Genomic DNA, 26,955 nt, shown 5'->3' with positions numbered 1-26,955 from the left:
TCGTTGTCCCAGGGTCTTCCTCTCAGCCATCGCTCTGGCCGCAACCGTCATCTATTGGTTTTGAATCCTGACCCTAGGAAGTGGGAAAGTCGCCAGATCTGGGGGCTGGACTCCGACATCGAGAGATTCATGCTACAGGAGCTTCTATCGCGCGGCCTCCGCCCGGAACTTCAATGGATAATCTATAGGTCTGGGGAATGTTTTCCTTCACTATATGACGTGTATCGCGATATTGAATTTCGTCACCACACTCAGACTCTTGCATCCGTAGATCTTTTCTTTCCGAAGGAGCGGGTAGCGGTTTTCTGTGACGGAACGAAGCATCACAAGAGGAAGAAAGACCAGCGCAAAGACCAGCGGATCAACGCCGAATTGGAAGATATGGGAATTACTCCAATCCGAGTGGCTGGGCGAGAAATCCGAGAAGATCTAAAATTAGCGGGAGACAAGGTTGAAGAAGCGCTTTCGAAAAAGGGTTACCGTCAGTGATGGCCAGATCACCTATTCTCTAAACGACTAAAAGAATGTCGCGAAGCGCTGTCGTCGCCAAGACGCGGCCTCGAGCTGGTGCTCGGAGGTCATAAGATGTGGGGATATGGCGAGGTGTCAGTACAGGCTTCGTATCGAAATTGCTCGAAAAAACGAGAGAACACAGCTATTGCGACGAGAAGTCCATAATGAAAATTCGCCTCCATCCGAAGCGCACATGTTTAACGGAAGAAAATCTCGGAATGACGCAAAATGAAACTCCTTCCCCGTTTGGCGGTGACACTGAAGCCTTGTCTCGGCTCTGGTTGGAAATGCTACCGCCAGACGTCCATGTATCCCAACTTCTTGGCGAATGGCTTCCCGCCGATCAACTGACGGCAATAAAAGAACTACTGCAGCGAAATCACCAAGCCGCAGAAGCGTCCCGCATCAAATTCGACGAGCTCAGGCAACAGCTGAACGCCAACCCCAACGATGAACAGTTGGACCGGCTACACGATGACCGTTTCTGGTCACGGGTCTTCATGGATTCCGCGCATAGCATGTCCGCTGTTGGGATGCTCGCACCCTTTATGGAGTCCCTGTTCGTTGCCATCTTCGCGGGGCTGAGGAGGTGGCAAGTTGAGGACATGGGCGACACGCGTCGGCAACGCGCCGACGATCAGTTCTGGAGACCGCAGATCTACTTCGATAAGGACGTGCCCAAGACGAACCTCGTGAAAGGCATCGAGCAGTTGGCAGGTTCATGTGGGCTGCAGCCATACTTGCCTGCTGGGTATGAAAGAACACTCGCTGCTCTTTTCGCCTATCGCAACAACATGTTTCACAATGGGTTTCTGTGGCCAGCCGAGATCATCAGTAAGTTCTCGAAGCGTGTCGCATCCGAAAAGTGGCCGGACGCCTGGTTCACAAGTGTGGATAAGGCGGGAGAACCTTGGCTCTATTACATGTCGCCGTTATTCTGCGATCATTGCGTCAAGCTGATAGATGAAATCATGGACGGCACTGGACGGTATCTGAAAGAAAGGGGCTTGTGATATCGTGGCAGGCATTCGATGGCAGTAGCTGAGCACCTGCACCAACGCTGAACCGCAAAGTCTGCTTTCGGCCCTTTTGGGTCGTCTTGTGTTTGGCTTGGTTCCACTTGGCAATAGCTTGGGGATGTCGCACGCGGCCTGCGAAAAATGCCTTTTTCTCTTCAACTTACGCGCGCGGTGTGTTCACATTGGCATGTCGCTGATGGTGTGAAGCTGGCTGTAGAAAAGAATTTCATTGATCAAGTCGCGGAAGAAAATGGTTGTGTGTACAGCAAAACGACAAGCAGACGCGGCTCCGCATGCGGCCTCATTGATCGAGGGGATGAGGGATTTCGGGTATACCCTGGAAACTGCACTGGCAGATGTCATCGACAACTCGGTGACTGCCAAGGCGACCAAGGTCGAAATTCTTGCCGAGACGACCTCGGATGAACCATGGATCGCGATCGTCGACAACGGGACGGGCATGTCCGAGCCCGAGTTGATTGAAGCCATGCGGCCCGGGACGAAGAATCCGCTTCAGGAGCGCGAAGGGCATGATCTCGGACGGTTTGGGTTGGGCTTGAAGAGCGCAAGCTTTTCGCAATGCCGCCAGTTGACTGTGATTTCCAGGAAGGATGGTCAAACCTCTGCTGCGACATGGGATCTCGACAAAGTCGCTGAAACCAACGATTGGCGCGTCGATCTCGAGGATGATCTGACCGAGACTCCGGCCGCGGACAGGTTGCCGGATACCGGAACCATCGTGCTTTGGCGCAAGCTTGACCGTCTATCGACCAACTACCGCAATGATTCCGCAAAGCGCTCAGCCGAAATCAACAAGGCCATTTCCGGCGCGGAACGTCATCTTCGGCTCTGCTTCCACCGCTACATGGAGGGTAGCAAACCTGCCCTGCGGATCCTGTTGAACGACCGCAAGCTTTTACCGATCGACCCTTTCGCGACGGATCACCCTGCAACTCAGACGGACCCTGAAGATATCTTGCCGCTGCTCAACGGCGAAGTCGTCACGCAGTGTTTCACGCTTCCCCATCACAAGAAGATGTCGAAGACGGCTTGGGATGACCTTGGTGGGCCCGAAGGCCATCTGAGGTCTCAGGGCTTCTACGTTTATCGTGAGCGCCGCCTTATCATCGCCGGCAGCTGGCTGGGGCTGGCGAGGCAGACAGAGTTGACGAAGCTGGCGAGGGTGCGCGTCGACATCCCGAACACCATGGATTCGGACTGGAAGATCGACGTCCGAAAGGCATCGGCCCAAATGCCACCAGTCGTTCGCGAACGCTTGCGCAAGATCGTCGAACGACTCCAGGGAACATCGAAGCGTACCTACCAGCGCCGGGGCCGGAAGCTTGTTTCCGATGAGCATCTGCCGCTCTGGAACCGCATTCAGAAAGATGGTGGCATAGTCTATCGCCCCAACGTCGAGCATCCCTCGATCACCGGTTTTGCCGCCGCGCTGCCCGAAGAGTACCGGCATGGGTTCAGGACCTGCATCAATCTCCTCGGTAGTGGGCTGCCCATTGCTGCATTGCATGCGGACATGCTGGGCGGCGCTGAAGATGTGACCCAAGACGCGGCGGATTTCGCCGACTTTGCGGACTCGGCCGAGATAGCCATCAGGGCCTTGCTGCATTCCAACATGACAGGAAATGACGTGGTGCGGGCGCTATGCTCCACGGAGCCGTTCATCCACCACAAAGACGCGATTCGACAACTTGTCGAAGAAATACAGGGAGAACCCTCGTGACCGCAGAGCTCAAGCATCTTGATGATGTCGTTTCGCAATCTCTGGCACATCAGCGAAAGAGCGGTACCGAACTGCGGTCCTTCATAACCACGATGAATGTGGCGCTGAACGTGAATGCCGCGCCGGATGTCCTCGAACAGCTTGCACGCGATATCGAGGAGCGTTTCGGCATCACGATGGGGCTCGGGGCGATGGTCGATGACGAGAGCTTTCGCCCTTGGCTGGACGAGGCGAAGGCGTCCATCGACCCGTTCTACTGGGACCGCTACAAGAAGCTGTTGCACAAGAACGGCCTGCCACAGGACGTAATCACCACCACCGACGAACTGACCGACCGCATCCTCGGTCGCTTGGGCAACCCAGGTCTCGACGAGAAATGGGATCGCCGGGGGATGGTCGTCGGTCACGTCCAGAGTGGCAAGACAGCGAACTACACTGGCTTGATCTGCAAGGCGGCTGACGCGGGTTATCGCTTGATCGTCGTGATCGCCGGCATCCACAACAACCTGCGCAACCAGACCCAGGAGAGGATCGACGAAGGCTTCATCGGTCGTGACACCGGTCGGCTGGCAACACAGGGCAAGAAGGGCAACCGCGCCATCGGTGTCGGCCTGTTCGATGACCGCCATGTCCCGGTCAGCCTGACCAACACGCTCGCTGATTTCCGCAAGGACACTGCGTCCACGAACACCAGTCAGATCGATTCCTACAAGGTTCCGGTGGTTCTGGTCATCAAGAAGAACCACAACACGCTGCGCAACCTGCTGGACTGGCTGCGCGAGAATAGCGCCCGGGGCGATGATCAGATGATCGACCAGCCAATGCTGCTGATCGATGACGAGGCCGACAACGCTTCGATCAACACGAAGTATTCGAAGGAAGAGATCACAAAGATCAACGGGCAGATCCGGGATCTGCTGAACATGTTCCACCGCAGCTGCTACGTGGGCTACACGGCAACACCCTTCGCAAACATCTTCGTTGATCCGGACCAGTATGACGAAGCGCTAAAGGAAGATCTCTTTCCGAAACACTTCATTGTCGGGCTGGACGCGCCATCGAACTATTTTGGCGCAAAGAAGATCTTCATCGACGGAATTCCCGATGACGGCGACCCTGTCTGGCTGCGCTATATCACTGACAACGAAGATGTTCTGCCGATGAAGCACCGTATCGACCAGATGGTTGATGAGCTTCCTGAAAGTCTGAAAGAGGCCGTGCGAGCATTCCTGATCGCGCGGACAATCCGGAACCTGCGCGGCCAAGCCTCGAAGCACTGCTCTATGCTGGTGAATGCGAGCCGCTTCACGGCGGTGCAAGGACTGTTGCGGAACCGGTTGCACCAATACGTTGGCGCCATCCAGGACTCGCTGCGTGTCAACGGTGCGCGCGGGGAGTCCGCCTTGCGTGACGCCATGATTGCCGAGCTGCATGAGACTTGGGAGCAGGAATACTACGGCGCCGAGCCGAACTGGTCAAAGGTACTTGCCGCGATGCTTGAAGCTGTCGCTGCGGCGAAGGTCGTGGAGGTGAACAGCCGCGCCAATGGCCTCGACTATTCCGGCGAATCCAATGTTGGTCAGACGGTCATTGCTGTTGGCGGCTTCTCGTTGTCGCGGGGCCTCACGCTCGAAGGGCTGACAGTCACTTGGTTCCTGCGGAATACGATGATGTACGACACGCTGATGCAGATGGGCCGGTGGTTTGGATATCGCGGCGGTTATGAGGATCTATGCCGCATCTGGATGCCTTCCGAAGCGATCGATTGGTATGCCCACATCGCCGAGGCGAGCGAGGAGCTACACCTCGAATTGAAAAAGATGGAAAAGGCCAAGGCGACGCCTTCAGACTTTGGTTTGGCTGTCCGCAGCCACCCGGCATCTCTCTTGGTCACTGCCCGCAACAAGATGGGTTCAGGCCAGAAACACATCCTGATCGGCCTGTCCAACGCCTGGGTCGAGACGGCCAAGATCACGGCCAAGCCAAAGGAACTCGAAGCGAACGAAGAGGCCGCTATCCGTCTGCTGGAAGACATGGCCGCCCAAGGCTTCGGACCGGAGGCAGCTGAAAAGAAGAATGGTGGCCATCTCTTGAAGGATGTGCCGGTTGAATTGATCGACCAGTTTCTGCTGAGCTGGCGCAACCATGATCAAGCCTTCCTGACCCAAACTGGGCCGGTCCGCAGCTACATTCGCGATCGGCAAGATGACGAACTGAAATTTTGGGACGTCCTTGTCACCGACGTTGCGAGCGAGGCTGACAGCTTTGACATTGGCGGCTGGACCGTCGGACCGCAGATGCGTCGCATTGGATACGCCGACCTTGGGGATCATCTCCTATCCATGAGCGGCAAACGCGCGCGGATCGCATCTCGAGGCGTGGAGCGCATCGGAGTCGATGAGGAAAAGGCGAAGCAAGCTGAGACGGCGTATCTTGCAGCGGAAAAGCTTGACGGAAAGGAGCCGGGTAAGCGCCCGTCGTTCCCTGACCGGATCTATCGCCAAGTGCGCGACAAGCCATTGTTCGTGCTTCATGTCGTGCAGGTTCGCAAGCCGGAGCAACGGGACATCGATCATTTGCGCGACAAGACCGTGCTCGACCGACTGCCCGAGCGTCCTGTGATCGGCTGGAGCATCAGCCTTCCACCATCCGCCAAACCGAACGATCGGGTGGAATACATCATCAACATGGTGAAGTTCCGCGAAATCTACGGCTCCGAAGAGGAAGACGATGGCGCATATGAAGACGATTGAGGGACCGTGGGCCAGCCTCTCTGAGAACGAGGCGCGGCGCGTCGATAGCAAGGGACGGTTCGACTTCTTCTGGGTGCGTATGGCAGATGGCTCTCCGGGGCTGGTCTTGCGCCTCTCGGACGACATCGACGAAGTGCGTCCCCTACCGAAGCTCAAGCATGTCGGCGTTTTCTACCGGGTCGTCGAGGGCTGCAATCATTTTTGTGTCACCCTGTTCGAGTCCGCCCATATTGACCTGTTCGAAACACTATGTCGGGATGTGGTTGCGGCAGGGGAGCAGTCCGGAGATGTTCAGGGTGCTCTCGGGCGCGCGGTTCGGCGGGCTATGCGCTGGCACCACCTTTTGCGTGGTGGCAAGCAGGGAATGCCGCTGGAAGTACAGCGTGGCTTGGTCGGCGAACTTGCTTTCCTTCGGGAACTTGTCGCTGCCATCGGCCCATACAAGGCTGTCGAAGCATGGAAGGGGCCGGATGACAGCGCCAAGGACTTTGAGCTTCCGCGCATATTCTTCGAGGTGAAGGCGCGAAGAAGCGCGGCCCATCCGAAGATCCGGATTTCGTCCGAGGCACAGCTGATGGACATTGTCGGGGCCCGGTTATTCCTGCGCGTTCAGGATGTGGACACCGCATTGGATGCCGAGGGTGACAACATGAAGGACCATGTGGACAAGACGGCGATGCTGTTCGAAGATGATGTCGCGGCGCTGGACGTTTGGGAACAGCGCATCGCCGAAAGCCCCTATGCCGAAGATGCCGTCGAACCAGAGCGTCGTTGGCACCTTGGAGCGGCGAGGCTGTTTCAGGTCGTCGAGGGCTTTCCAAGGATTGTCCCGCCCCTGCCGGCAGGGACCGAAGAACTGGCCTATTCGATACGTCTGGATGCCTGCACCGGCTTCGAGACGACAACAGATTTGAAGACGTTGCTATTGGGAGACACACAGGATGTCGGAGCTTGAGGAATTCCATCACAGCTTGATCGCGGATATCCAGGGCGACGCCGATGCCATGGGGGCTTACCTCCATGAAGCATTCTTCGAGAAGGCCGGAGAGATCCTGACCGAGGCTGGCGAGATCGAAGAATGCGATTACTGCCATTATGCAGGCAAGAACGGCAGAGTGTCATTGCAGGTCAGCGGATATAGCGGCGACCCCCGTATCACCAATGGAGAGCTCGCGCTCATTCTCACCGATTTTCAGCTGACGCCGGAAGTTCGGAGAACTGACGGCAAGCATCTGAAGGCACAGTTTTCAAAACTGGTTGAGTTCCTGAGACATTCGAGGAAGGAGCAGTTCCTCGAGGAACTCGAGGAAACCAGCGATGCCGCGCAATTGGTCGAGCTCATTCAGACCCGATGGTCAGTCATCCAAAAGATCAAACTGATCTATGTCACCAATTCCGACAGCCGGGCAAAAGCTGACGCGAAACCCGCAGGTGAGATAAATGGCAAGCCTGTCACATACAGTTCGTGGGATCTGAAACGCCTTCAGGCATACCTCGAGCAAGGCAGAGCCCGCGAAGATCTGACGATTGATTTCGCGGGAGAATTCGGTGGTGCAGTACCGGTCCTTCGGGCATCAGGTGCAGATACGGCTCTGGAGAGTTACCTCGCAGTCATTCCGGGTGCGCAGCTTGCCCAGATTTACGACCGATGGGGCGCCCGTCTGCTGGAGGCCAATGTGAGGAGCTTTCTTCAGGCGCGCGGCAAGGTGAACAGAGGTATCAGGGACACCATCAAGGATGATCCCCAAATGTTCTTTGCCTACAACAATGGACTTTCGGCAACGGCCGAAAACGTGGTCTGTGAGAAGACAGAAGATGGTCTGGTGATAACCAGCGCCGACAACCTTCAGATCGTCAACGGTGGACAGACGACAGCCTCGATCCATGCTGCTCGCAAGCTGGCTGGTGAAGGGCTCAAGGATATCTATGTCCAGATGAAGCTGAATGTCGTCCCTCCGACATTGGCGCCTACTGTGGTCCCGCAGATTTCGGAATTCGCCAACAGCCAGAACAAGGTCAACGCCGCGGACTTCTTTGCCAATCACCCGTTCCACATCCGCATCGAGGAACTGTCGCGCAAGCTCTTGGCGCCGGCCGGGGCCGATGGATATCGGGAAACGAAATGGTTCTATGAGCGGGCGCGGGGCCAATTCGCGGATGAACGGGCCAAGAAAACCCCCGCCCAGAGAAGCAAATGGGATGCCGAATTCCCGAAGTCACAGTTCTTTACCAAAACAGATTTGGCCAAGTTCGAAAACTCCTGGAATGGGCGTCCGGAAGAGGTCTCAAAGGGGGCTCAGAAGAACTTCGCAGAATTCGCCAAGGTGATCCAGAAAGTCTGGGGCAAAAGTGGTGCCAGAGTGGACGAAGTCTGGTATCGTCAATTGATCGCGAAGGCCATCATCTTCCGCAGGCTGGAAAAACTGGTCTCGGCCCAGGAATGGTACGAAGGCGGATACCGCGCGAACATCGTGACCTACGCCATCGCAAAAGTCGCGCACGACGCCGAAGCTGCGGAGAAGCAAGTCGACCTCCAGCGGGTCTGGCGCATGCAGAACGTGCCGCCAGCTCTCGAAGAAGCTCTTCTGGTTGCCGCAGCGGAAGCACAGAGCCTTATTACCAACCCGCCGGAAGGCATTCGGAACATGAGTGAGTGGGCCAAGAAGCAGGCCTGCTGGGAGCGTTTCCGGAAAATGAATTTGGACTACCCGGAAGACTTCAAGGGAATGCTTATCGAACCCGAGGAGGCGCGCAGTGAGGACGACGAGATCAAGGAAGACGCCGGATTGACCAAGAGCGTCGAGGATCAAACTCGGGTCTTCGAACTCGGGCCGAAGTTCTGGGATGAAGCGCGGAACTGGGGGCGGACGCACAAGCTTCTGACTTCTATGGAATATCAGGTTTTGGGGATCTGCGCGAAAATCCCGAACCGTATACCTACCGAGAACCAGACTGCAGTTGCCATCAAGGTGCTCGCCAAGTTGGAGAGCGCTGGTTTCGGCGTCAACGAAGAGGCGACGGCGGCTGAGTGATCGGTCCTCGTCGCACCATTCTCATGACAGCAGCTGCCTTACGGCGGTTGCAATCTGATAGGCAAGGTAAGGTGGAACCGCGTTACCGACCTGATGATACTGCTTCGTGCGTGGGCCGCAGAACAAGTAATTGTCCGGGAAGGTTTGCAAGCGTGCGGCCTCGCGCACAGTTAGTGAACGGCACTGCTTTGGATCCGGATGGATGAAGTAGTGCCCGTCTTTCGAGATGTGGCTGGTCACGGTCGTTGATGGCCTGTCTGCTGCTTGCGTGCGGAAACGGTCGGCAAAGTCTCCGGAGCCGCGATTCTTGTGCTCCGGCTGCAGAAACTCCGGGAAGTCGATCAGCTTCGGGGCCTTCTTGAACACATGGGTGTAGGCTGCCGAGTACATATAACGCCCCAAATCTCCGGGGATATGGCCGCGGGTCTCGTGATGCAGGGTTGTACGCAACCGCTCGTCGGAAAACCAGGCTTGGAGATGATCCGGCATTGGTACCTTTTCGCCCTTCCAGCCGCTATTGCGACGGTCAGGCAGGTCGTTGGCCGACGCGATCGCGCGTGCGATTGCCCGCACTTCATCGGGAATGTCGATGCCATTGGTGATGGCAAGAGCCTGTTCACGGACAGCTTTCTGCCACCCGTCGACGCTATCCTGCCTGCTCAAACCGCTGCGCAGCTGCCACATGCCTGTGATGGCTTCACCGACGGTGACTTGAGGTTGGGGCTCCCCAAGGATCGATCCATTCAGATGCAGACGTTCTGCGATGTCCTTGCGGACCCCGAGAATGATGACACGGTGGCGAGCCTGAGGCACACCATGGTCCTCGGCTCGGAGCAGGAAGCTGCGCGCCTCCGCCCGGCTACCATCCTCGGGTGTCGGTTTCGCAAGAGGGAGCAGTCGATAGCCATCTCCGGAAGCCTCGAGATCATCGAGAACACGGCTGAAAATGCCTCCGCCATCGACCTTGCTGGACAACATGCCTTTGACATTTTCCATGACAAATGCCGCCGGGTTCAGGCGATCAAGAATGCGCACGTATTCACGATAAAGGTAGTGCCGCTCGTCCTGTTCTGGCACGTAATCGGCTTTGCCCTTGTTCCGTGAACGGCCCGCGAGCGAATAGGCCTGACAGGGGGGGCCGCCAATCAAGATCGTGTTTCCCGCATGGCTTTCTCGGGCCCGGTCAAGTTCGACCGCCAGTTCTTCGAACACTCCATCGCCGCCGAGGACCCGCTGCTTGACTTCCTGCTCTGCAAGCTTCCAATTCGCAGGATACAACTCCGACCAGTCAGGGAGTGGTTCTCCCTTGTTCAGGGCATCATAGTATTCTTGTGGAAACTCGTCGAAAGACCGCAGGAAAGCGCGCAAGCGCAGCGTCTGGATGGCGTGATCATCCATCTCCACGGACAGGTGGATTTTCATCCCTGCATCCGCAGCACGACCAGCCTGCGAAAACCCTTCACCGAGCCCGCCCGGCCCGGCAAACAGATCTATGATGGCAAATTCTTGGGTCATGACAATCCTTGTTGGGCGTACATCTCTACCAGGTTTCTCCAACAGTGCCAGGTGCAAAATACGACCCGGATTGCTACATCGACCTCATGACTGATGTGGTGGACAAGACAACGCGATCGCGGATGATGGCGGGGATCAGGGCGACGAATACAAAGCCTGAGATGCTTGTGCGCCGGGCTTTGCATGCGCGAGGCTTTCGGTTTCGTATACATGACAAACGACTTCCCGGGCGGCCAGATGTAGTGTTGCCGAAATGGAAGACTGCAATTCAGGTGCACGGCTGTTTCTGGCATCGCCACTCCGGATGCGCCAAGGCCACCAATCCGTCCAGCAATGCTTCCTTTTGGGCGAAAAAGTTTCAGGCCAATGTCGAAAGAGATGCTGTTGCGGTCGAGGGGCTCATGGAGAAAGGGTGGCGCATTCTCGTGGTCTGGGAGTGCTCTCTCGACAAGGTCAGAATGGAAGAGGCCATTGATATAATTGAGGATTTCATCAGGCTTGGTCCAAATCACTCTGTCCGATTTGCCGAAGTGGGGTGGCCAGATTTTGCAATCGATGAGGCTAAAGATTTCCGAAGTGGATAGTCTGATTTTTTGTTTCTATATTGAAAACGCTTTGTTTATTTCCGAAATTTTTCGATCAGCCAATGTCCCCGTCGGACACGCCAGGCCTCCCGAGGGACAGAACATTGGTCTGGCACCGTGAGCACGCAGAAGCGTCTCGGCTCGAGAGAAGGAACACGAGCCGTCCACCTCCACGCAGCTTCACGCAGAGGTGACTCATGTACATCACACCCGACGGCACGTTCGTCATGCCGAGAAAAATCTCCGGCGCCCGAAAGGTGGCGAAAGGGCGCCGCAATCACTTCACAGGTCAGATGGTCCTGGGGACTGCAGACGACCCCTGCCACCTCGATTTCGAAAGCCACACCGAATACATGACGTGCCTTTGCCTGATCGCCAGGATGGACGTCGTCGCGATCGAAAATCAGGTTCCTTGCGAATGGACTAAGCCTGATGGAAAGAAAGCGACCCACTATTTCGATTTCCGTGTCAGCCATGATGACGGCACGCGTGTCGCAATCATGGTCAAAGGGTCTCATAGGACGGAAAGTGCGCGCTTGATGGGCGAGCTCGAGACCATCGCCGCGGAGGTGCCCGCAAGTTTTGCCGAAGACGTGGTCCTCATGACCGAAGATGATCTCGACCCGATCGACCTCCACAATGCGGTCATGTTCCACGAGATGCGTCAGGACGAACCGATCATTGATGCGGCCGCGCGGCGCGTCTTGCAAACCCTGCAAGGCGCCATCCAAATCAAGGATTTCCAGCACTTGGTGGGCTTCGATGGCCAGGGTTTCCGCGCCATCGTGCGCCTTTTGCGGTGCGGAGAGCTGGAAACCATCCATCATGAACGGATCGGTGAGAATACACTCGTGCGTCGGAGTGCAAACTGATGTTGGATATGGTTCCCAGCGATGTAACGCCTCAATATGCTCTTGAAACGGGCGATGAGGTCATTCTCGACAAGACTGCCTGGACTGTCCTGCACAGGCTGGACGGGAGATACGCCTTTCTTCCGCAGTCTGGACACCGAGTTCCGCAGGAATTCACGAATGCCCAATTGGCGCACTACGCAGCACTTGGAAAGCTGACCCATAACCCGGTGACGAAACCGGTGCACTCCGGTTCGGCATATGCCGAAATGGAAACGGCCAAATTCGTGGCGTCGCGGACGCCCGACGAACATCAGGCTGCGAAACGGCGCCAAGTGCTCGTGCAGGCCCTGCTGGAGCTGCATCGCGAGAAGCGTGTGAAATTCATGGAGGATTCGATCGCGGCAGCCAAGGAGGACATCATCCAGCGTGCGGAAAAGCTGTACGCTTTGAAGGTGAATGGAGACACTGTCCGGCCTGCGTGGCATTCACCGAAGACACTCTTGCGCTGGAAAAAGAAATTCCAACAGAAGGGGGCCATCGGCCTCTACGATAACCGGCGTGGCTGCGGCAATCGCGAAGCGCGCCACTCGCCCGAATTGAACGCTTTCGTTCTTCCGATCATTGCCGGTTTCATGCACGGGAACCAGCCTACACAATCCCAGATCCATGAAGATGTCTGTACTGCCATCACGCTCGAAAACGAGCGGCGCAGGCGCAAGCACGAGATGGAAGGTGGCAAAGGTGAGCCGCCGCTGCTTCTGAATCCTTCGCGTGATTTCATCCGGAGGAAGATCCTTCAGCTCGACCCTTTCGAATCCCATCTTGCTCGGTTTGGCCATGACTCCGCCCGCGATGAGTTTTCGCCTGTGGGTGAGGGATTTAAGGCGGAACGCCCGCTTCAAGTCGTGATGTTCGATGAGTATCACACGGACCTCAAGACGATAGTCGGCAAGCTCGGCGTCTGGGACTTCATTCCTGCCGAGATGAAGGAGCGGCTCTCTGCGAAGAAGAAAATCCGGGTCTGGGTCACGATGGTGATCGATGCGGCGACGCGTTGCATTCTCGGGATGACGATTTCGCTGACCTGCACCGCCGAAAGCGCGTTGGCGACCATGGCGATGATCTTCGAGGACAAGCATAAACTCGCAGAAGCCGCCGGCGCGCAATCATCCTGGCACATGCATGGCAAGCCGGGGCTGATCCTCGGTGATTGCGGCGAACACAACATCTCGGAGCGGGTCCGCCAGGCCGCCATCGCATGCGGCCTCGACTATGAGCATTGTCCCGCCGGGGATCCCCGCCAAAAAGGGCGCATCGAGCGCATGTTCGATACCATCGGGGTTCAGCTGATGGGCCGCCTGAGCGGTAGGACTTTCCGCAGTGTCGCAGAAAAGGGCGACAGCGATCCCGACAAGACCGCCGCTCTGACGGTCGAGGAGTTTTGCCAGATCCTGACACGATGGATCGTCGACGTTTATCATCTGAAACCCCATAAGGGGCTGTCCAAGGAAACACCGTTCGATTGCTGGAACCGGCTCAGCCGGAAATTCGGTGTGACCCCGCCGCCGAACAAGAATACCCGTCTGCTTGCTTTCGGACAGGAAGAAACCCGCGAGCTTCAGCGCGACGGTATCACCATCATGAACATCCGCTACCACAACCGCGTCCTGGCAAAATGGATGATGCGGCACAGGAAACGCAAAATGACTGTGCGCTGGCATCCGAGCGATCTCGGCGGGATCTTCGTAAAGTTGGGCAATGCAGACTGGATCCGTGTGCCCGCGGTTCATTCTTGGGCCAAGGGGCTGACGGCTCGAGAATGGCGGCTTGCACTGGTCGAGATCAATGCCCGCTGCCGACGCAGCATGGAGGTGAACGCGCTGGTGATCGCCAAGGCGATCCAGGCCATCAAGGAAATCAATGACGAGGCCGTCCGTCGCGAAGGCGTCATCCATCAGGCGTTTTCCGAGGAAGAAGTGCAGCGCATCGAAGACAGCTTCCTGATGAGCTTCGATTTTCCGGAGGAGAAGGAGCCTGCGGTTGATGTGGCCTCCAAGGGCAGCAAGGCTCCGCGCTACGGCACGGCGCTGCGTAAGCGCTTGAACAACGACGACCCATCCGCCGTACGCAATCATGGTGCCGACTTCGGGAATGCCGCACCGAACGGTGTCGCGGCGGTCGAAGAGGCGCAGGTCTATAACAACGAGGATGCTTTGGACGCAGACGAGGTCCTCACGCCTTCCGCGGAACAAAGCAATTCAGTAACCACGTCGTCCGAAACCGACCCGAAAAGTTTTTCCGCGCCGAACACTTCGAACGTACTTCCCCGGCGTCGACGGAGCGGGCGCAGCGCGCCTGACGCATCCGATGACACCAACGGATTTACCTTCGAGGAATGACACTCATGTGCACCATGGAGACCCCCTCTGGCCAGGACCTTGGCCAGGAGCTGCGGGATGCGTACATCGCGACCGCGCGCGACGAGAAATTCGAAGCCGTTTTTGACCGGCTTCTTCGCACCGACGGGCAAGGCAACACCCTGCCGATCCCGCGCCACTTTACCCGCACGTTTGAGACCCGGGGCCTCATGGTTCTGGCCAAGTCCGGCGCGGGCAAGACGCGGATGATCGAGCGTGCCCTTTCGCGCCATCCCGCGATGCAACCCGATGCAACGCGTCAGCGCCCCTGGATTGCAGCCCGCGTGCCGAGCCCGGCCACGACGAAAGGTCTTGGTGTCGCGATCCTCAAAGCCACTGAATACCCGGACGTCAACACACGGCGTGTCGAACGGGAAATTTGGGATATCGTGCGGCACCGGCTGTCCGAGCTGGGGACAATCGTCCTCTGGATCGACGAGGCGCAGGACCTGTTCGGCAAATCGAGCCCGAAGGACACCCAGAATATCCTCAACCTCCTGAAGGCGCAGATGCAGGGCGAGGGCTCTGTCATCGTCATCCTGAGCGGGGTCGATGCCCTTCAGCAGATCGCGGCGACAGACAGGCAGATCACGCGGCGTTTCAACAAGATGCGTCTTCAGGATATCGATGCAGGCGCCGACGCAGACATGTTGCGCGGCATCGTCGCCAGTTATTGCCGGAAGGCTGGACTTGATGCGCCGAGCTTTGAGGATGAGTTGCTTGGCCGTATGATCCATGCTGCGCAGTCGCGCCTTGGACAGTTTATCGAATACCTTCTCGATACAATCGACATTGCCCTGGATGAAGGTGCGACCGCGCTGGAACGCGGGCATTTTGTCGAGGCGTATGCGGTCAAGTCCAGCTGCGCCCCTGCGGAAAACGTCTACCTCACGCGTTATTGGTCGAAAATCGATGTGGAACGCATCACCGGCGACTGACGCCCTTTCGCGCCCCCCTCCTTTTCTGAAATCTCCGGAGACAGTTCCATGTCGCTTCTCAAGCCTCACTTTGAATTCGATGTGCTGGAATCTGCACTGTCCTTCGCCGCCCGTTTGGCGGCGTTCCACACCGGCGGGCGTTTGACGGCTTTCCTGCGGGATGTCGGCATCGCTCCCATGGCAATGGTGTCCGGAGAGCCGGAGGCCATTGCACGGCTGGCAGAGGTGTCCGGAACGGATCGCGCGGCGCTTGAACACAACACGCCTATCCGCGTTGGCAAGCGGGCTTACCGTTTGCGCGGGCATGTGCTGCCGGCGGAGTTCTTTGCGCGGCCGAAGACAGCATATTGCCCGGCCTGCCTGTGCGCTGACGATCAGACCGTCGGAGGACACCCCGCCAAGGTGCGTCGCCATCGCTGGTTCTGGGCGCTCGATGTTGTCCGGACCTGTCCAGAGCACGGCATTGCTCTGGTCCGGCTCGACAAGGATTTCCACGATGGCGAGTTGCTCGAACTGGGCTACCGTGCCCCGGCTCCGGGTGCGCCGCTGATGGCAGAGATCGCAGCACAGCCTGCGCGCCCGGCTTCGCCGCTGCAAACCTACGTCGTCTCGCGTCTCGAGGGGCAGTCGGGCCCGGCATGGCTCGATGCTCAGGCGCTGGATTGCGTGGTGCGCGCCGCTGAATTGCTGGGCGCCGTGGTCGCCTTTGGCGCATCGGTCAACTTGGCCGAACTCACGGACGATCAGCGCGACAAGGCGGGGCGCGTGGGTTATGCGATCATGGCGCAGGGAGAGGCGGGCGTCCGCGCTTGCCTGAACGGCATGTTCAATGCTTTCGAGCACGGCAGCAGCAAGCCCGGACCGCAGAAGGTCTTTGGCCGTCTTTACACCGCCATGAGTGGTGCACGGTCGTTTGGCAAACATGGCGCGCTGACAGATATCCTGGGCGAGGTGATCTTCGACCGTTTCGCGCTGGAGGCTGGGACAGAAGTTCTGGGCAAGACGCTTCCGGAGCGTCGCTTGCACACGGTTGCGTCGCTGGCCTCAGAGCAGGGGCTTGACCCGCGCACCCTGCGCAAGCTGCTGATCGCGCGGGGCCTCGTCCCGTCCGACGAGCAAGTGCATCATGCGTTCGACGCACAGGCAGGCCGCACGGTCGCGGCGCAAATGCAGCGCATGGTGACGGTCATCTCCTTGCCGAAGGCGCTGGGGTGCAGCCGTCCGCTGGCGGATCAGCTCATGGACGACCGCCTTCTGACCCCACTGGCCGGTGATCGGCCAGACGCCTCGGGTCGGACCCGCAAGGCGGTGGCCCAGGATGAAATCGACGGGGTGCTGGAGCGGGTCGCGCAGGCAGCGCCTTTGGTCACCACCGCTCCGGCAGACTTCGTGCCCATCGCGAAGGCCGCGGAAAAAGCGAAGTGCCATGGCGTCGATGTCTTGCACTTGCTGTTCGGCGGTCATTTGCTTGACGCCGTGCGCGTCGAAGGCGAAGGGCTGGCCGCGCTGCGCGTCGATCCGGCGGCGGTCAAGGCGCTGGTCTGCGATCTGCTGACGGGTCTTTCTTCGCAAAAGGCCTTCGAAATCCTGCGGGTGCCGAGCGAGGCGGGCTGGGCGCTGGTGGATCGCGGCATCCTGTCGTCGCGGATCATCCAATCGGGGCAGGGGTCTCATGTCATCCACCGTTTCGATGCTGATGAGGTGGCCCGGGTCGCGGCGAACCTGATCAGTCCTTCCCGGTCACTCGAGCTCTTCGGGATGGGCGCGGAGAGCTTCTCCCGTCATATGCGCCATGCCCGCATCCGCCCCGCATTTTCCCATGCCGAAATCGGTGCAGACCTCTACCATCGCGCTGATACACATCGGGTCCTCGGCATGTAACATAATGGCCCCTATCTGCCTTTGGCTATGACTTGCCTGCGGCAACGTCTTGCGGTATATACCTTTGTGAATACGGAGGCGCTACAATGATCGAGACGAAAATCCGCAAGGTCGGCAACTCTGCCGTCATGACTTTGACCACCGAAATGCTGACCATCCTCGATGCCAAAGAAGGGGACAGTCTCTTCGTGGTGCGTGGGGATGATGGCAGCCTGAAATTGATGGCGCATGACCCCTCCGTCGTCGAAGCACTCGCAGCGGCAGAGCTCGTCATGGATGAAAACCGGGACATGCTGCAAGCCTTGGCATGACGAAATTCGTCTGGGTGCCGATTGCCGCTGTGACGGTCATACATGATCGGCAGATTTCTCGACACGGAGGTGCGTCCGGTCTGCGGGATGGCGCGCTTCTGGAGATGGGATGCGCTCGGGCCATGAACTTGGCCGCATACACCCAAGCCGATGTTTCCCAAGTCGCGGCAGCCTATGCATTCGGAATTGCGAAGGCACACGCATTTGTCGACGGCAACAAGCGAACCGCTTTTGTGACCGCAGTCACCTTTCTCCGTCTGAAAGGCTTTACTTTCCGGCCAGAACCAGTTGAGGGCGTACGCGCCATGGAGAACTTGGCTTCGGGCGACATGACTGAAGCCGAATTCGCCGAATGGCTTGCCGCAGGTATGTCACCGCTTGAATGAAAAATTTGGATACTGCATCGTTGTTCAGCCCCGCCGATTCATCGACGGGGCTTTCTTGTATGTCGGCTGGGCTGCTACCTGATGGCTATGGTTCGGGGAATGGACAGGTATCGCTTGCAAAATGGACATCAGCATCGCGCCTTCTGCAAGCCATGACAACAAAATCAATCAGTTGATTTCCACGGATGGTCATTTATTGGCTGCACCGACACAGATATTATCGGCGCAGCCAATTCTTGTCCATTTTGCACGGTTTGATGTCCATTGCGCAGGCAATTGGTGTCCATCGGCGTGAAAACGGCCTGAGAGGGTCGTTTTCACCGGATTTCCGGGTCATTCGCTCAAGCAGGTAGCCCCAGGGCGTCGGTCGCCAAAGAAAACACGGCTGGGCTTGCTGAAGAAAGTTTTGGGGCAGTTTCGCGCTGCGTTCGGGCGCGATCTGAGCCTCATACGACAGAAGGCCGGCCACGGGGATCCGTGACCGGCCTTTGTTTTCAACGGACTCCTTCCTGGTGTCAGGCGGCGCCGAGTTGCGCGCGCCGTCGTTCGAGGGCGACTTCCGCTTCGAGAGCGCGACTGACGAATGACGCCTTGGTGATGAACTGGTCGAGACGCCGTTCAACTTCAGCAAGGGCGCGGCTTTCATCCGTCCCGCCGAGCCAAAGCAGATCACCCTCGTCGCTGCGCGCGGGCATCGGCGCACCGCCCCAGCCGTCGATGTCGCGCAACAGGCGCTGCTGCAGATGGCAGGCATGGTCCAAGCCGGCAGGATCGAAAATCCCGTCTTCACGGCTTTGGTTCATCAACTTGCAAAAGCCATGACGCAGAGACACGGTCATCAGGTCATCAGGTCATCAGGTCATCAGGTCATGAACGCCGCAAAGAAGGTCCCGAAGCGCGGCGCAATCGATCATGGCTTGCAGTGCGATGTTTTCGATTGAGTTTGGGATATGCATATCTGGCTCCTTGATGGTTGCATTGTTGGCGGCACTCGAACCGAATCAAGGGTGGTGCCCTGCGGCGCTATTGGATTTCAAACCAACCAGAGCTCTTGCTTTCGGGCGTTCCGAAGCTCGTCGAGCAGGACGCAGATCTCTTCGACCGCCGGGTCGCAAGGGTCGATTGTCGCAAACCGCGCGGCTTCGATTCGCTCGTCATCATGCACGTGGCGCAGCGACAGCAGATCCTCGAGCGCATCGAGTTCACGATGATGGCGACGTGTGAGCAGCGGAGCCGTCGTCAGGTCATCCACCAGCTTGCGGACCCGCTTCTGCGCGGCAGATCCACCGAGTAGCAACGCCGCGTGATCCAGCGCCGTGCAGTTCGTGACAATGAATGTCGCCGCGGGGGTGACATGGAAGAGGTCCTTGGGCATTGGCAGTCTCCTTTTCTTGCCGTTTGCAGGTTTCGTGCGCCGACAGTTTTCGGGTCGGCATTCAAGACCGCCGCGCAGTGCCCATCTGCGCCTTGGCAAAAAGGAGATTGGCCACATCGCCGAGAGACGAAGCGGATTTTTGGAAAAAAGTTCTCGGGGGTGTCTGGCTTGTTGTTCGGCGACTCCTTTGTTCAAATCGAGATATTGAGAAGGACAAGGCGCTCGCGGCATCAGGCGTCTCGATCCAGTTCTTGCACCGCTTGTGGCGGCGGCGGGATTGAGCCGAACCGCTAGACGTGCGTCAAAGTCCCCGGCATTGGCCTTGTCTTAGCTGCTGGTCGGAACGCTCAGTCAGGAGATCGTTGGTTCAGGGTGCAACGGAAGCAGAATCTTGACCCCGTCAGCCTTTGTGTCCGCAGAACCATGATTTTCCCGATAAACCCGCTACGTCAAACGACCGGAGGGGGCTGGCCCGCTCTCATCTCAAACGACAAGGAGTCCGCCATCCGCTTTCCCGTCACCATCGCCCTGATCCTCGTCCTGTCCGCCGTGGGCCTGACCTACGAGATCGCCGCAGGTCGCGTGCTCGCGCCGTTCTTTGGCACGTCGCTGCTGACCTGGACAACCGTCATCGCGACGGTTCTGGGAGGCTTTTCACTGGGCAGCGCCCTCGGCGGGATCATCGCAGAGCGCCCGCGCGCCATCGCGTTGAAGAACGTCCGAAGCGCGCTTGTCGCAACGGCGGTGCTCATGGCTGTGTCGCCGACGCTGCTGGGCCTGTTCCATTCCTGGGGTGCGCGCGGCACGGACGGGATGATGCTCAGCGTGTTCTGCGTCTTCTTCCCGGCCTCGGTCTGTGTGACGCTGCCGTCCCCTTTGCTGGCTCAGCTCGCCATCGAAGCCCGGCCGGGAAGGGAGGGATCATCCTTGGGCTTCGTTCTGGCCGCCGGGTCGGTTGGGGCGATCTTCGGCGCCATCCTCGCCGGGTTCGTCACCTTGCCGCTGATCGGCTCAACGGCGACCTTCGCCGCCTGCGGGGCGGTGACGTTGCTCTGCTTGCCGTTTGTGCGGGGCGGGGAGTCGGGCCAGACGGGCGTGACCATTGCGGCAGGGGCCTTCGTCGCCTTTGCGGGCGTTGCCGGATCCCCCGCCTGCCAATTCGAAAGCGGCCTGTCCTGCCTGCATGTCGCCCACCGGGGACCCGAGGTGCGGCTGATCTCGGACGGGACCATACAGGCAGCCGAGCGGATCACGCCCGGCGAGGGCACTGTTGATCTGGCCTTGAGCTACACCGATTGGCTTTGGGCGCGTATGGATCATGATCTTGGCCCCGACGCCTCGGTGCTGTTCATCGGTGGGGGCGGGTATTCGCTGCCGACCAAACTGCTTGCCTCGCGACCAGAAGCGCGCGCGGTGGCCGTCGAGATCGACCCGCTGGTGACCGAGGTCGTGCGCGACCATATGCCAAGTGCTTCGGCGATGATCGCGCAGACCGGCTATGATGCCACCGATACGGATGCTGACGGCCGGCTGGGCGTCGTCCACGCCGACGGCCGCGTCTATCTGAACGAGACCTCGCAACGCTTTGACGCAGCCGTGATGGATGCGTTTTCGTCCAGCTCGGTTCCTGCGCACCTTGCCACCATGGAAACCTTCGCCCGCTTGAAGCAGATCGTTAACGGTCCCGTCTACGTGAACCTCCTGGACGCTCCCGACGGCCCCCTTGCACGCGGCGTGCATGCGATCTTGCAGAAGCTCTATCCAAATGTCGAAGCCGTCGAGGGCGATTTGAATGCCTTGGGTCGAACCAACATCCTCCTCGCAGCATCCTCGCGCGCATTTGAGCCTCTCGACAATTCTTCAAACGCGTATAGCCCGACAAAAGTCACTGCCGCACGCGCTTTCACCGATGACCACGGTTGGGTTGGGCATAGGTAGTGCCGTCGATCTGATTGGTGGTTCCGGCCCTGACTTGCCTTTCGTCACAAGGGTCGTTTGCCGCAGCGAAGAGTGCCGAAGCGGGCATCGTGCCGCTTCCGCTGTTAAGGGCATCACTCGGCCATGAGCGCCTTGATGCCACCGATGAACGTGGCGTCGTCCTGCGCCTTGCGCCGGTCCAGAAGGTCGGTCGCGTCAGGCCCGGCGCGGAAGCGCAATTGATCGCCGGGTGCGTGGGCGGCCTGCCAGATCACTTCGGCCACAGCCTCCGGCGATGACGGGTCCGAGGCCAGCTTGCCGAAGAGCCGACCCATTGCGGCGGCAGTGGGCGCATAGTCGGTCAGGTCGTCTCCCATGGCAAAGTCGAAGGACCGCCCGCCGAAGTCGGTCTTGATCATTCCCGGCTGGACGATGCGCACACGGATGCCCAGCGGCTCCAATTCATAATGCAGCGCCTCGGACAGGCCTTCGACGGCGAACTTGGTGCCGTGATACAGTGTGCCCAGTGGAAAGGTGATTTGTCCGCCAATGGAAGAGATGTTGACGATGGTGCCCGACCGGCGCGCGCGCATCTGGGGCAGGACGGCCTTTGTCACCTCCAGAAGGCCGATCACGTTGGTATCGAACTGGCGGCGGATGCGGTCGGTCGAGAAGGCTTCGAGCGGGCCGTAGGCGCCGTAGCCCGCATTGTTTAGCAGAACGTCGATGGCGCCGAACCGGTCGATACCTGCGTCTACCGCAGCTTCAATCGACGCGGTGTCCGTGACGTCAAGGCGCGTGACCAGCACATTGTCGAGGTCGGACAGGTCAGACCCCGCCGGATTGCGCATCGTGGCGATGACGTTCCAGCCTTCGGAGTGAAAGCGCAGGGCGGTAGCACGGCCAATGCCGGAGGACGCGCCGGTGATGAGAATGGTGGGCATGGGGAGGCTCCTTCAGGCGTTGAGGCGTAGCATGTCGGCGATGCCGAAATTGGTCAGGACGGTGCGGGTGACGTCGTGCAGCGCGGTGTTGTAGCGTTCGATCTCGGGGCCGACGCCGGTGTGGTCGACGACGGTGCGAAAGGGTTTTTCGCCAAAGGGCAAAGCCAAGAGGGCGGTGACGGCCTCGGCGATGCGCTCGGGGCGCTGGTCGGGCGTGGCCTTCAGCATCTGCGCCAGTCCCTGCGCCGACGTGGCCGGAACGGCGGCGAAATCGCCATACTGGGCCTCGCGCGCGGGATCATCCGGTATGATCAAGCCGTCGAAAAAAGCGGTGGGCATGGCGCCCGGTTCGATGATGCAGGATTCGATGCCAAAGCCAGACAACTCCGTGCGATAGCATTCGACGACAGCCTCCAGCGCCCATTTCGACGCGCAGTAGGTGCCGTAGAACGGCGTCGCGATGCGCCCGATCAGGCTGGAGGTATACAGGATCGTACCGCGCCCCTGCGCCCGGAAATGCGGCAGGGCGGCGCGCATGACCCGCTGCACGCCGGTGACGTTGACATCGAAAACGCGGTTCATGTCCTCGGGCGACATCAACTCCTGAATGCCGTAGCATCCGATCCCGGCATTGTTGAACAGCACGTCGAGTCCGTTCAGAGCGGTGATCGCATGGGCCACGCCCGCATCCGTGCTGGTGGTATCGGTCACGTCCATCTCGACGATCAGTGCGCCAAGGGCCTCAAGCGCGGCGATGGTGTCGGCGTTGCGCCCCGTGCGGCTGCGGACGCTGCCCGCCACCTGATGCCCCTGCGCCAATAGCGCCCTTGCGGTCGGCAAACCAAAGCCGCCTGCGATGCCGGTGATGAAGATCTTTGCCATCCGTCCAATCCCTGTCCTGTTGATAGGATGACGATACTCCGTGCGCGGATACGGTTCTTTCTCAATTGTCCGAAATACTTGTCTGATCCTCCGTCAGACGGATTTTTTGATCACAAAAGCAACCTCGGTTGTGCTACGAAGTCCATGAAGGGAGAGCCGCATGACAGAGTTGCTGGATCGCGCAACGGCACTGATGGATCGCGCCGGGCTGCCTCAGGGCAGCTTCGCCCACACTGACAGCGGGATGCATTTCCTGCGGTTCCAAGCCCCCAGCCCGCAACAAACCACCGTCTATCGCCCGTTGCTGTGCCTGATCCTGCAAGGCGCGAAACAAGTCAGCGCGGGGGCGCACAGCCTGACCGTTGCCCCTGGCCAATCCTTGATCGTCAGCCATGCCCTGCCGGTCATCTCACGCATCACCGAGGCGACGCCCGAGGCACCTTATGTCGCGCTGGTGTTCCCGCTGGACCTCGACTTGCTGCGCGGCCTCGCGCCGGCCCTGCCGCCCGTGCGCGCGGCCCGCAGCCACGACCCGTTCTCGATCACGCTGTGCCCGACCGATCCCGCGATGCAGGACGCGTTGACCCGTTACCTCGACCAATGCGCGGGCGAAGAGACGCGCCAGATGCTCGCCCCGATCACCCGGCAGGAAATCCACGCCCGGCTGCTGCTGGGCCCCCATGGCGACGCGTTGCAGAGACTGTTCTGGCACGAGACCACCGCCAGCCGCATCTTTCAGGCAACGCGCGAGATCCAGTCCGATCTATCGCGCACGGTAATCGTGGGTGAGATCGCCGATCGCGTCGGCATGAGCCAGTCCGCCTTCTTCGAGCACTTCAAGGCCGTCACGGGCACCTCGCCCCTGCAATACCAGAAGGACCTGCGCCTGCTGCACGCCCGCGACGCGCTACGCGCCTCGGATGCCAAGGTGTCGGACGTGGCGTTTCGCGTGGGCTACGAAAGCTCGGCCCAATTCTCGCGCGAATACGCACGGAAGTTCGGCCTGTCCCCGCGCCGGGATCGGGCCGCACTGGCTGCGGAGTGACCGCAGGGATGGTCAAGTCCGGCCCATACCGGTCATTGGACAAGATCACTATTGCCGCAGCACGGCTTCCGCATACCGGATCTTCATGGCACCGCGCAGCATAATCCAGGCGGCAAGGTCAACAGTGAGGGACGATACTGCCGTTCGAGGCATAGTCCACGAATTACAGCGATGCGTATCTCCGATTAGTTTTTCTCGGCGGCTTCAAATGCCTTCTTGGCAGCCGTGATTGCGTTCATGCAAGCAGGTACGCCGGCATAGACAGAGACCTGCAGGACGATCTCGACGATTTCCTTGCGGCTTACACCGGTATTCATTGCCGCGCGGATGTGGAACTCGAGTTGCCCCTGCGCGGTGCCCATGGCCGCAAGCATGGCGACCGTCATCATTTCGCGCGTCTTGAGGTCGATCCCGTCGCGCCCGACAATGTCCGCGAAGGCGTATCCGAGGACGAGTTCTGCCGTCTCTGGGAGGAACGCGTCGAGATTGCCTTGCACGCGTTCCGGCGCTCCCGGCTCAAGGCTGTCGAGAAGGCAAAGGGCGCGGGTCAGACGATCGGATGCGCGGCTCATGCGTCCACCCCTTTCATGCCTTCCGCAGTGTAGCGCGAACCCGAGACCGGCCGCTCTGCGAGACCAGCATCGATTTCTGCCAGATCGGCTTCCGAGAGCGCAACCTCCGCCGCTCCTACGTTATCGCGCAGGTATTTCGACTGCTTCGTACCGGGGATCGGGACGATGTCCTTGCACTGCGCAAGAAGCCAGGCGAGCGCCAACTGCGCGGATGTGCAGCCCTTCCGCTCTGCCATCCCTGCCACGAGATCGGCAATCCGACGGTTCGCCTGCGCCGCATCGTTCTGGAACCGAGGCAGTGAGGCGCGAAAGTCCCCCTCCTCGAACTGACCATCCTGAAAGCGTCCTGTCAGGAACCCGCGCCCAAGCGGGGAATACGGGACGAAGCCGATACCAAGTTCGCGGCACGTGGGCAGGACCTCGTCTTCCGGCCCGCGGGACCAAAGGGAGTATTCCGTCTGCACCGCCGTCACCGGATGCACGGCATGTGCTCGTCGGAGCGTCTCCGCGCTGACCTCGCAGAGGCCAATCCGCGCGATCTTGCCCTCGTCGACCAAGCGCGCGAGTCCCTCCATCGTCTCTTCGATTGGTCGATCCTGCGCGACCCGGTGGACGTAGTAGAGGTCGATCCGCTCGACGCCGAGGCGTCTTAGCGAGCCCTCGCATGCCTGCCGCGCATAGTCCGGCCCATTGTCCAAACTGCGACGATACTCGCCCGGCGCGCGGACGATCCCGAATTTTGTCGCGACCTTCATGGATGCCGATGTTTCGGTCAGGAAGCGACCGATCAGCTCCTCGTTGTGATGCGGACCGTACATGTCCGCAGTGTCGAGAAAATCGATCCCGCGCTCGGCCGCCTCGTGAAGGACACGCATGGATATGTCGTCGTCCCGAGGTCCGTAGAACTCGCTCATACCCATGCAGCCAAGGCCGAGCGCCGAAACCGTAAGGTCTGTGCCAAGTGTCCGTTGTTTCATGTCTTTCTCCTATCTTGTATGATTGACAAGAAGGTGGCATTTCCGAACGCGTTGGTGAATGGCCAGGAATGGGAAGCGGAATTCCGATAATGGAAAGGCATAACATTTTCTGGGACGACGTCCCCGTGTTCCTCGCCGTCGCCCGGTCGGGCTCGCTCAGCGGCGCGTCCTCGGCACTCTCCATCGGGCTGGCGACTGTTTCCCGGCGGATCGAGCGCTTGGAAACCAGTCTCGGGCGCCCACTTTTTTTGCGACACCACACAGGTTACCGGCTGACCGAAGAAGGCGCGGCTCTGGTCGAACGCGCTGAGGAGATGGAAGCCGCGGCAAGGGCCTTCAGCTCAGGCCTGCCGGAAAAACCAGAAGTATCGGGAACCGTTCGCCTTGCCACGGCCGAGAACCTCGCGACCGCGCTGATACTGCCCGCGCTGCCGCGCCTGCGCCGCGCCCATCCGCGGCTGACGCTGGAAATCGCGACCGACATCGCCACCGTGAACCTGCACCGCCGTGACGCGGACATCGCGCTGCGCATGACCAAGCCCGACCGCGGGCATGTCTCGGTGCAGCGTATCGGAACGCTTGGATACGGCCTCTATGGTGCGCAGTCATACATGGAGGGCCACGCCGGAGGTTCTAAAGTCGACCTCGAGCGTGACGAATTCATCGCTTGGGCCGAGGGATACGGCCACCTTCCCGCCGCCCAGTGGATCGAGCGTGCCCTTCGCGGTCGGGCACCGGCGGTCGTGACCACCTCGCTTGCAGCCCAGGTGGCGGGCTGTGCTTCGGGGTTGGGCCTCGCCGTGTTGCCGCATTTGCTGGCGCAGCCGCGCGACCTGGTTTGTCTCGAATCCGATCTGGGCATCGACCAGCCGATCTGGCTCGTGACGCAAACCGATCTCGCATCCTCCCGTCGGGTGCAGGCCGTCGCGACCTTCCTGCGCGAGGTTGTGTCGGAGCACCGGGGCGCTCTTAGCAAAGCTGGCACCTCCTGAACCGATTTATAAGGCCCGATTGCCATGGCCAGACAAAATCCGGGAAGCGACCGTTCATCCCGCCTGCAGCACTGGTCAAAGTGGGCTCGAAGCGGTCATGCGGCGGCGCGGCAAGGGCAAACCCCTGGTCGCCCCTTCGCACGACGTCGCTCCCGGCCCGGAGCCGCGTTTCGCGCGAGCTCTCGACGCTGTGGCGCGGCCTTCCCTAGGGTCAGGATGCATTGATTTTTGAAGCGCTGCGTGATTCACGGCTCTAAAAACGGAGCGGTGACATGAGCGACCTTTACTGGCTGACCGACGAGCAGAT

23 protein-coding genes are annotated in these 26,955 nt (G+C 59.5%); 16 read left to right on the top strand and 7 right to left on the bottom strand.

What is annotated here, in order from left to right; translation table 11 throughout:
- From ACN2XU_RS23310 to ACN2XU_RS23285, 6 genes are all read left to right on the top strand, one after another.
- A partial coding sequence (locus ACN2XU_RS23310; RefSeq protein WP_419412755.1) for a PDDEXK family nuclease occupies positions 1-489 on the top strand: 489 nt, incomplete at its 5' end.
- A 188-nt stretch (positions 490-677) separates the two neighbouring features.
- Positions 678-1,526: a hypothetical protein gene (locus ACN2XU_RS23305; protein WP_419412754.1), complete on the top strand. Its 849-nt coding sequence runs from the start codon at positions 678-680 to the stop codon at positions 1,524-1,526.
- Between the two features lie 235 nt (positions 1,527-1,761).
- Positions 1,762-3,273, top strand: a complete 1,512-nt coding sequence (locus tag ACN2XU_RS23300) for an ATP-binding protein (RefSeq protein ID WP_419412753.1) — start codon at positions 1,762-1,764, stop codon at positions 3,271-3,273.
- Complete coding sequence (locus ACN2XU_RS23295) at positions 3,270-6,026, top strand: Z1 domain-containing protein (protein WP_419412752.1); 2,757 nt, start codon at positions 3,270-3,272, stop codon at positions 6,024-6,026. Before ACN2XU_RS23300 ends, ACN2XU_RS23295 begins: the two co-directional genes overlap by 4 nt.
- Positions 6,013-6,981 (top strand): PD-(D/E)XK motif protein, encoded by a 969-nt coding sequence (locus tag ACN2XU_RS23290; protein WP_419412751.1) that lies wholly within the window; start codon positions 6,013-6,015, stop codon positions 6,979-6,981. Before ACN2XU_RS23295 ends, ACN2XU_RS23290 begins: the two co-directional genes overlap by 14 nt.
- Positions 6,968-9,058, top strand: a complete 2,091-nt coding sequence (locus tag ACN2XU_RS23285) for an AIPR family protein (RefSeq protein ID WP_419412750.1) — start codon at positions 6,968-6,970, stop codon at positions 9,056-9,058. Before ACN2XU_RS23290 ends, ACN2XU_RS23285 begins: the two co-directional genes overlap by 14 nt.
- A 21-nt stretch (positions 9,059-9,079) precedes the next feature.
- On the opposite strand, the gene ACN2XU_RS23280 is transcribed toward ACN2XU_RS23285, so the two are convergent.
- Entirely contained in the window at positions 9,080-10,573 is a 1,494-nt protein-coding gene (locus ACN2XU_RS23280; protein WP_419412749.1) for a DNA cytosine methyltransferase, read from the bottom strand.
- A gap of 11 nt (positions 10,574-10,584) precedes the next feature.
- Between ACN2XU_RS23280 and ACN2XU_RS23275 the strand changes: the two genes are divergently transcribed.
- From ACN2XU_RS23275 to ACN2XU_RS23245, 7 genes are all read left to right on the top strand, one after another.
- Positions 10,585-11,157, top strand: coding sequence for a very short patch repair endonuclease (locus ACN2XU_RS23275; RefSeq protein ID WP_419412748.1), 573 nt, complete (start codon positions 10,585-10,587; stop codon positions 11,155-11,157).
- Positions 11,158-11,354: 197 nt separating this feature from the next.
- Complete coding sequence (locus ACN2XU_RS23270; protein WP_419412747.1) at positions 11,355-12,029, top strand: hypothetical protein; 675 nt, start codon at positions 11,355-11,357, stop codon at positions 12,027-12,029.
- Complete coding sequence (locus tag ACN2XU_RS23265) at positions 12,029-14,410, top strand: TnsB C-terminal domain-containing protein (RefSeq protein ID WP_419412746.1); 2,382 nt, start codon at positions 12,029-12,031, stop codon at positions 14,408-14,410. The genes ACN2XU_RS23270 and ACN2XU_RS23265 overlap by 1 nt, the downstream gene beginning before the upstream one ends.
- 5 nt (positions 14,411-14,415) lie before the next feature.
- Positions 14,416-15,366 (top strand): TniB family NTP-binding protein, encoded by a 951-nt coding sequence (locus ACN2XU_RS23260; RefSeq protein ID WP_419412745.1) that lies wholly within the window; start codon positions 14,416-14,418, stop codon positions 15,364-15,366.
- 48 nt (positions 15,367-15,414) lie between these two features.
- On the top strand, positions 15,415-17,247 hold the full coding sequence (locus tag ACN2XU_RS23255) for a TniQ family protein (RefSeq protein WP_419412744.1): 1,833 nt from the start codon (positions 15,415-15,417) through the stop codon (positions 17,245-17,247).
- Positions 17,248-17,333: 86 nt separating this feature from the next.
- Entirely contained in the window at positions 17,334-17,558 is a 225-nt protein-coding gene (locus tag ACN2XU_RS23250; RefSeq protein ID WP_419412743.1) for an AbrB/MazE/SpoVT family DNA-binding domain-containing protein, read from the top strand.
- On the top strand, positions 17,555-17,944 hold the full coding sequence (locus ACN2XU_RS23245; RefSeq protein WP_419412742.1) for a type II toxin-antitoxin system death-on-curing family toxin: 390 nt from the start codon (positions 17,555-17,557) through the stop codon (positions 17,942-17,944). The genes ACN2XU_RS23250 and ACN2XU_RS23245 overlap by 4 nt, the downstream gene beginning before the upstream one ends.
- A gap of 515 nt (positions 17,945-18,459) precedes the next feature.
- Here the strand turns inward: ACN2XU_RS23245 and ACN2XU_RS23240 are convergent.
- Together ACN2XU_RS23240 and ACN2XU_RS23235 are read right to left on the bottom strand one after the other, a co-directional pair.
- Positions 18,460-18,783 carry a hypothetical protein gene (locus tag ACN2XU_RS23240; RefSeq protein WP_419412741.1) on the bottom strand — a complete coding sequence of 108 codons (324 nt, stop codon included), beginning with the start codon at positions 18,781-18,783 and terminating at the stop codon, positions 18,460-18,462.
- A 194-nt stretch (positions 18,784-18,977) separates the two neighbouring features.
- Entirely contained in the window at positions 18,978-19,319 is a 342-nt protein-coding gene (locus ACN2XU_RS23235) for a hypothetical protein (RefSeq protein WP_419412740.1), read from the bottom strand.
- A gap of 423 nt (positions 19,320-19,742) precedes the next feature.
- Here ACN2XU_RS23235 and ACN2XU_RS23230 point away from each other — a divergent pair, with 423 nt between their 5' ends.
- Positions 19,743-21,257, top strand: coding sequence for a fused MFS/spermidine synthase (locus tag ACN2XU_RS23230; RefSeq protein ID WP_419412739.1), 1,515 nt, complete (start codon positions 19,743-19,745; stop codon positions 21,255-21,257).
- Between the two features lie 113 nt (positions 21,258-21,370).
- Here ACN2XU_RS23230 and ACN2XU_RS23225 read toward each other — a convergent pair whose 3' ends face one another.
- Positions 21,371-22,180, bottom strand: coding sequence for an SDR family oxidoreductase (locus tag ACN2XU_RS23225; protein ID WP_419412738.1), 810 nt, complete (start codon positions 22,178-22,180; stop codon positions 21,371-21,373).
- Between the two features lie 12 nt (positions 22,181-22,192).
- A complete protein-coding gene (locus ACN2XU_RS23220; RefSeq protein ID WP_419412737.1) occupies positions 22,193-23,062 on the bottom strand; it encodes an SDR family NAD(P)-dependent oxidoreductase in 870 nt (289 codons plus the stop codon).
- Positions 23,063-23,222: 160 nt separating this feature from the next.
- Here ACN2XU_RS23220 and ACN2XU_RS23215 point away from each other — a divergent pair, with 160 nt between their 5' ends.
- The gene (locus ACN2XU_RS23215; protein WP_419412736.1) at positions 23,223-24,107 is read left to right on the top strand and encodes an AraC family transcriptional regulator; all 885 of its coding nucleotides are present in this window, start codon (positions 23,223-23,225) and stop codon (positions 24,105-24,107) included.
- 185 nt (positions 24,108-24,292) lie between these two features.
- Here the strand turns inward: ACN2XU_RS23215 and ACN2XU_RS23210 are convergent, their stop codons facing one another.
- Together ACN2XU_RS23210 and ACN2XU_RS23205 are read right to left on the bottom strand one after the other, a co-directional pair.
- A complete protein-coding gene (locus ACN2XU_RS23210; protein WP_419412735.1) occupies positions 24,293-24,679 on the bottom strand; it encodes a carboxymuconolactone decarboxylase family protein in 387 nt (128 codons plus the stop codon).
- Positions 24,676-25,656 carry an aldo/keto reductase gene (locus tag ACN2XU_RS23205; RefSeq protein ID WP_419412734.1) on the bottom strand — a complete coding sequence of 327 codons (981 nt, stop codon included), beginning with the start codon at positions 25,654-25,656 and terminating at the stop codon, positions 24,676-24,678. The genes ACN2XU_RS23210 and ACN2XU_RS23205 overlap by 4 nt, the downstream gene beginning before the upstream one ends.
- A 125-nt stretch (positions 25,657-25,781) precedes the next feature.
- Here ACN2XU_RS23205 and ACN2XU_RS23200 point away from each other — a divergent pair, with 125 nt between their 5' ends.
- Complete coding sequence (locus tag ACN2XU_RS23200; RefSeq protein ID WP_419412733.1) at positions 25,782-26,648, top strand: LysR family transcriptional regulator; 867 nt, start codon at positions 25,782-25,784, stop codon at positions 26,646-26,648.
- Positions 26,649-26,955: the final 307 nt, after the last annotated feature.

This window comes from Pacificoceanicola niger (genome assembly GCF_048553275.1).
In the GTDB taxonomy this organism is placed as follows: Bacteria; Pseudomonadota; Alphaproteobacteria; order Rhodobacterales; family Rhodobacteraceae; genus Pacificoceanicola.
Note: the sequence above shows the minus strand (reverse complement) of the source record. Positions and strands in the feature narration are given on the sequence as shown.

Excerpts from the sequence above, each read along its gene's own strand:
- ACN2XU_RS23305 (WP_419412754.1), top strand. The coding sequence starts at position 678 with ATGAAAATTCGCCTCCATCCGAAGCGCACATGTTTAACGGAAGAAAAT.
- ACN2XU_RS23290 (WP_419412751.1), top strand. The coding sequence starts at position 6,013 with ATGAAGACGATTGAGGGACCGTGGGCCAGCCTCTCTGAGAACGAGGCG.
- ACN2XU_RS23285 (WP_419412750.1), top strand. The coding sequence starts at position 6,968 with ATGTCGGAGCTTGAGGAATTCCATCACAGCTTGATCGCGGATATCCAG.
- ACN2XU_RS23280 (WP_419412749.1), bottom strand. The coding sequence starts at position 10,573 with ATGACCCAAGAATTTGCCATCATAGATCTGTTTGCCGGGCCGGGCGGG.
- ACN2XU_RS23270 (WP_419412747.1), top strand. The coding sequence starts at position 11,355 with ATGTACATCACACCCGACGGCACGTTCGTCATGCCGAGAAAAATCTCC.
- ACN2XU_RS23265 (WP_419412746.1), top strand. The coding sequence starts at position 12,029 with ATGTTGGATATGGTTCCCAGCGATGTAACGCCTCAATATGCTCTTGAA.
- ACN2XU_RS23260 (WP_419412745.1), top strand. The coding sequence starts at position 14,416 with ATGTGCACCATGGAGACCCCCTCTGGCCAGGACCTTGGCCAGGAGCTG.
- ACN2XU_RS23255 (WP_419412744.1), top strand. The coding sequence starts at position 15,415 with ATGTCGCTTCTCAAGCCTCACTTTGAATTCGATGTGCTGGAATCTGCA.
- ACN2XU_RS23250 (WP_419412743.1), top strand. The coding sequence starts at position 17,334 with ATGATCGAGACGAAAATCCGCAAGGTCGGCAACTCTGCCGTCATGACT.
- ACN2XU_RS23245 (WP_419412742.1), top strand. The coding sequence starts at position 17,555 with ATGACGAAATTCGTCTGGGTGCCGATTGCCGCTGTGACGGTCATACAT.
- ACN2XU_RS23240 (WP_419412741.1), bottom strand. The coding sequence starts at position 18,783 with ATGACCGTGTCTCTGCGTCATGGCTTTTGCAAGTTGATGAACCAAAGC.
- ACN2XU_RS23235 (WP_419412740.1), bottom strand. The coding sequence starts at position 19,319 with ATGCCCAAGGACCTCTTCCATGTCACCCCCGCGGCGACATTCATTGTC.
- ACN2XU_RS23230 (WP_419412739.1), top strand. The coding sequence starts at position 19,743 with ATGATTTTCCCGATAAACCCGCTACGTCAAACGACCGGAGGGGGCTGG.
- ACN2XU_RS23225 (WP_419412738.1), bottom strand. The coding sequence starts at position 22,180 with ATGCCCACCATTCTCATCACCGGCGCGTCCTCCGGCATTGGCCGTGCT.
- ACN2XU_RS23220 (WP_419412737.1), bottom strand. The coding sequence starts at position 23,062 with ATGGCAAAGATCTTCATCACCGGCATCGCAGGCGGCTTTGGTTTGCCG.
- ACN2XU_RS23215 (WP_419412736.1), top strand. The coding sequence starts at position 23,223 with ATGACAGAGTTGCTGGATCGCGCAACGGCACTGATGGATCGCGCCGGG.
- ACN2XU_RS23210 (WP_419412735.1), bottom strand. The coding sequence starts at position 24,679 with ATGAGCCGCGCATCCGATCGTCTGACCCGCGCCCTTTGCCTTCTCGAC.
- ACN2XU_RS23205 (WP_419412734.1), bottom strand. The coding sequence starts at position 25,656 with ATGAAACAACGGACACTTGGCACAGACCTTACGGTTTCGGCGCTCGGC.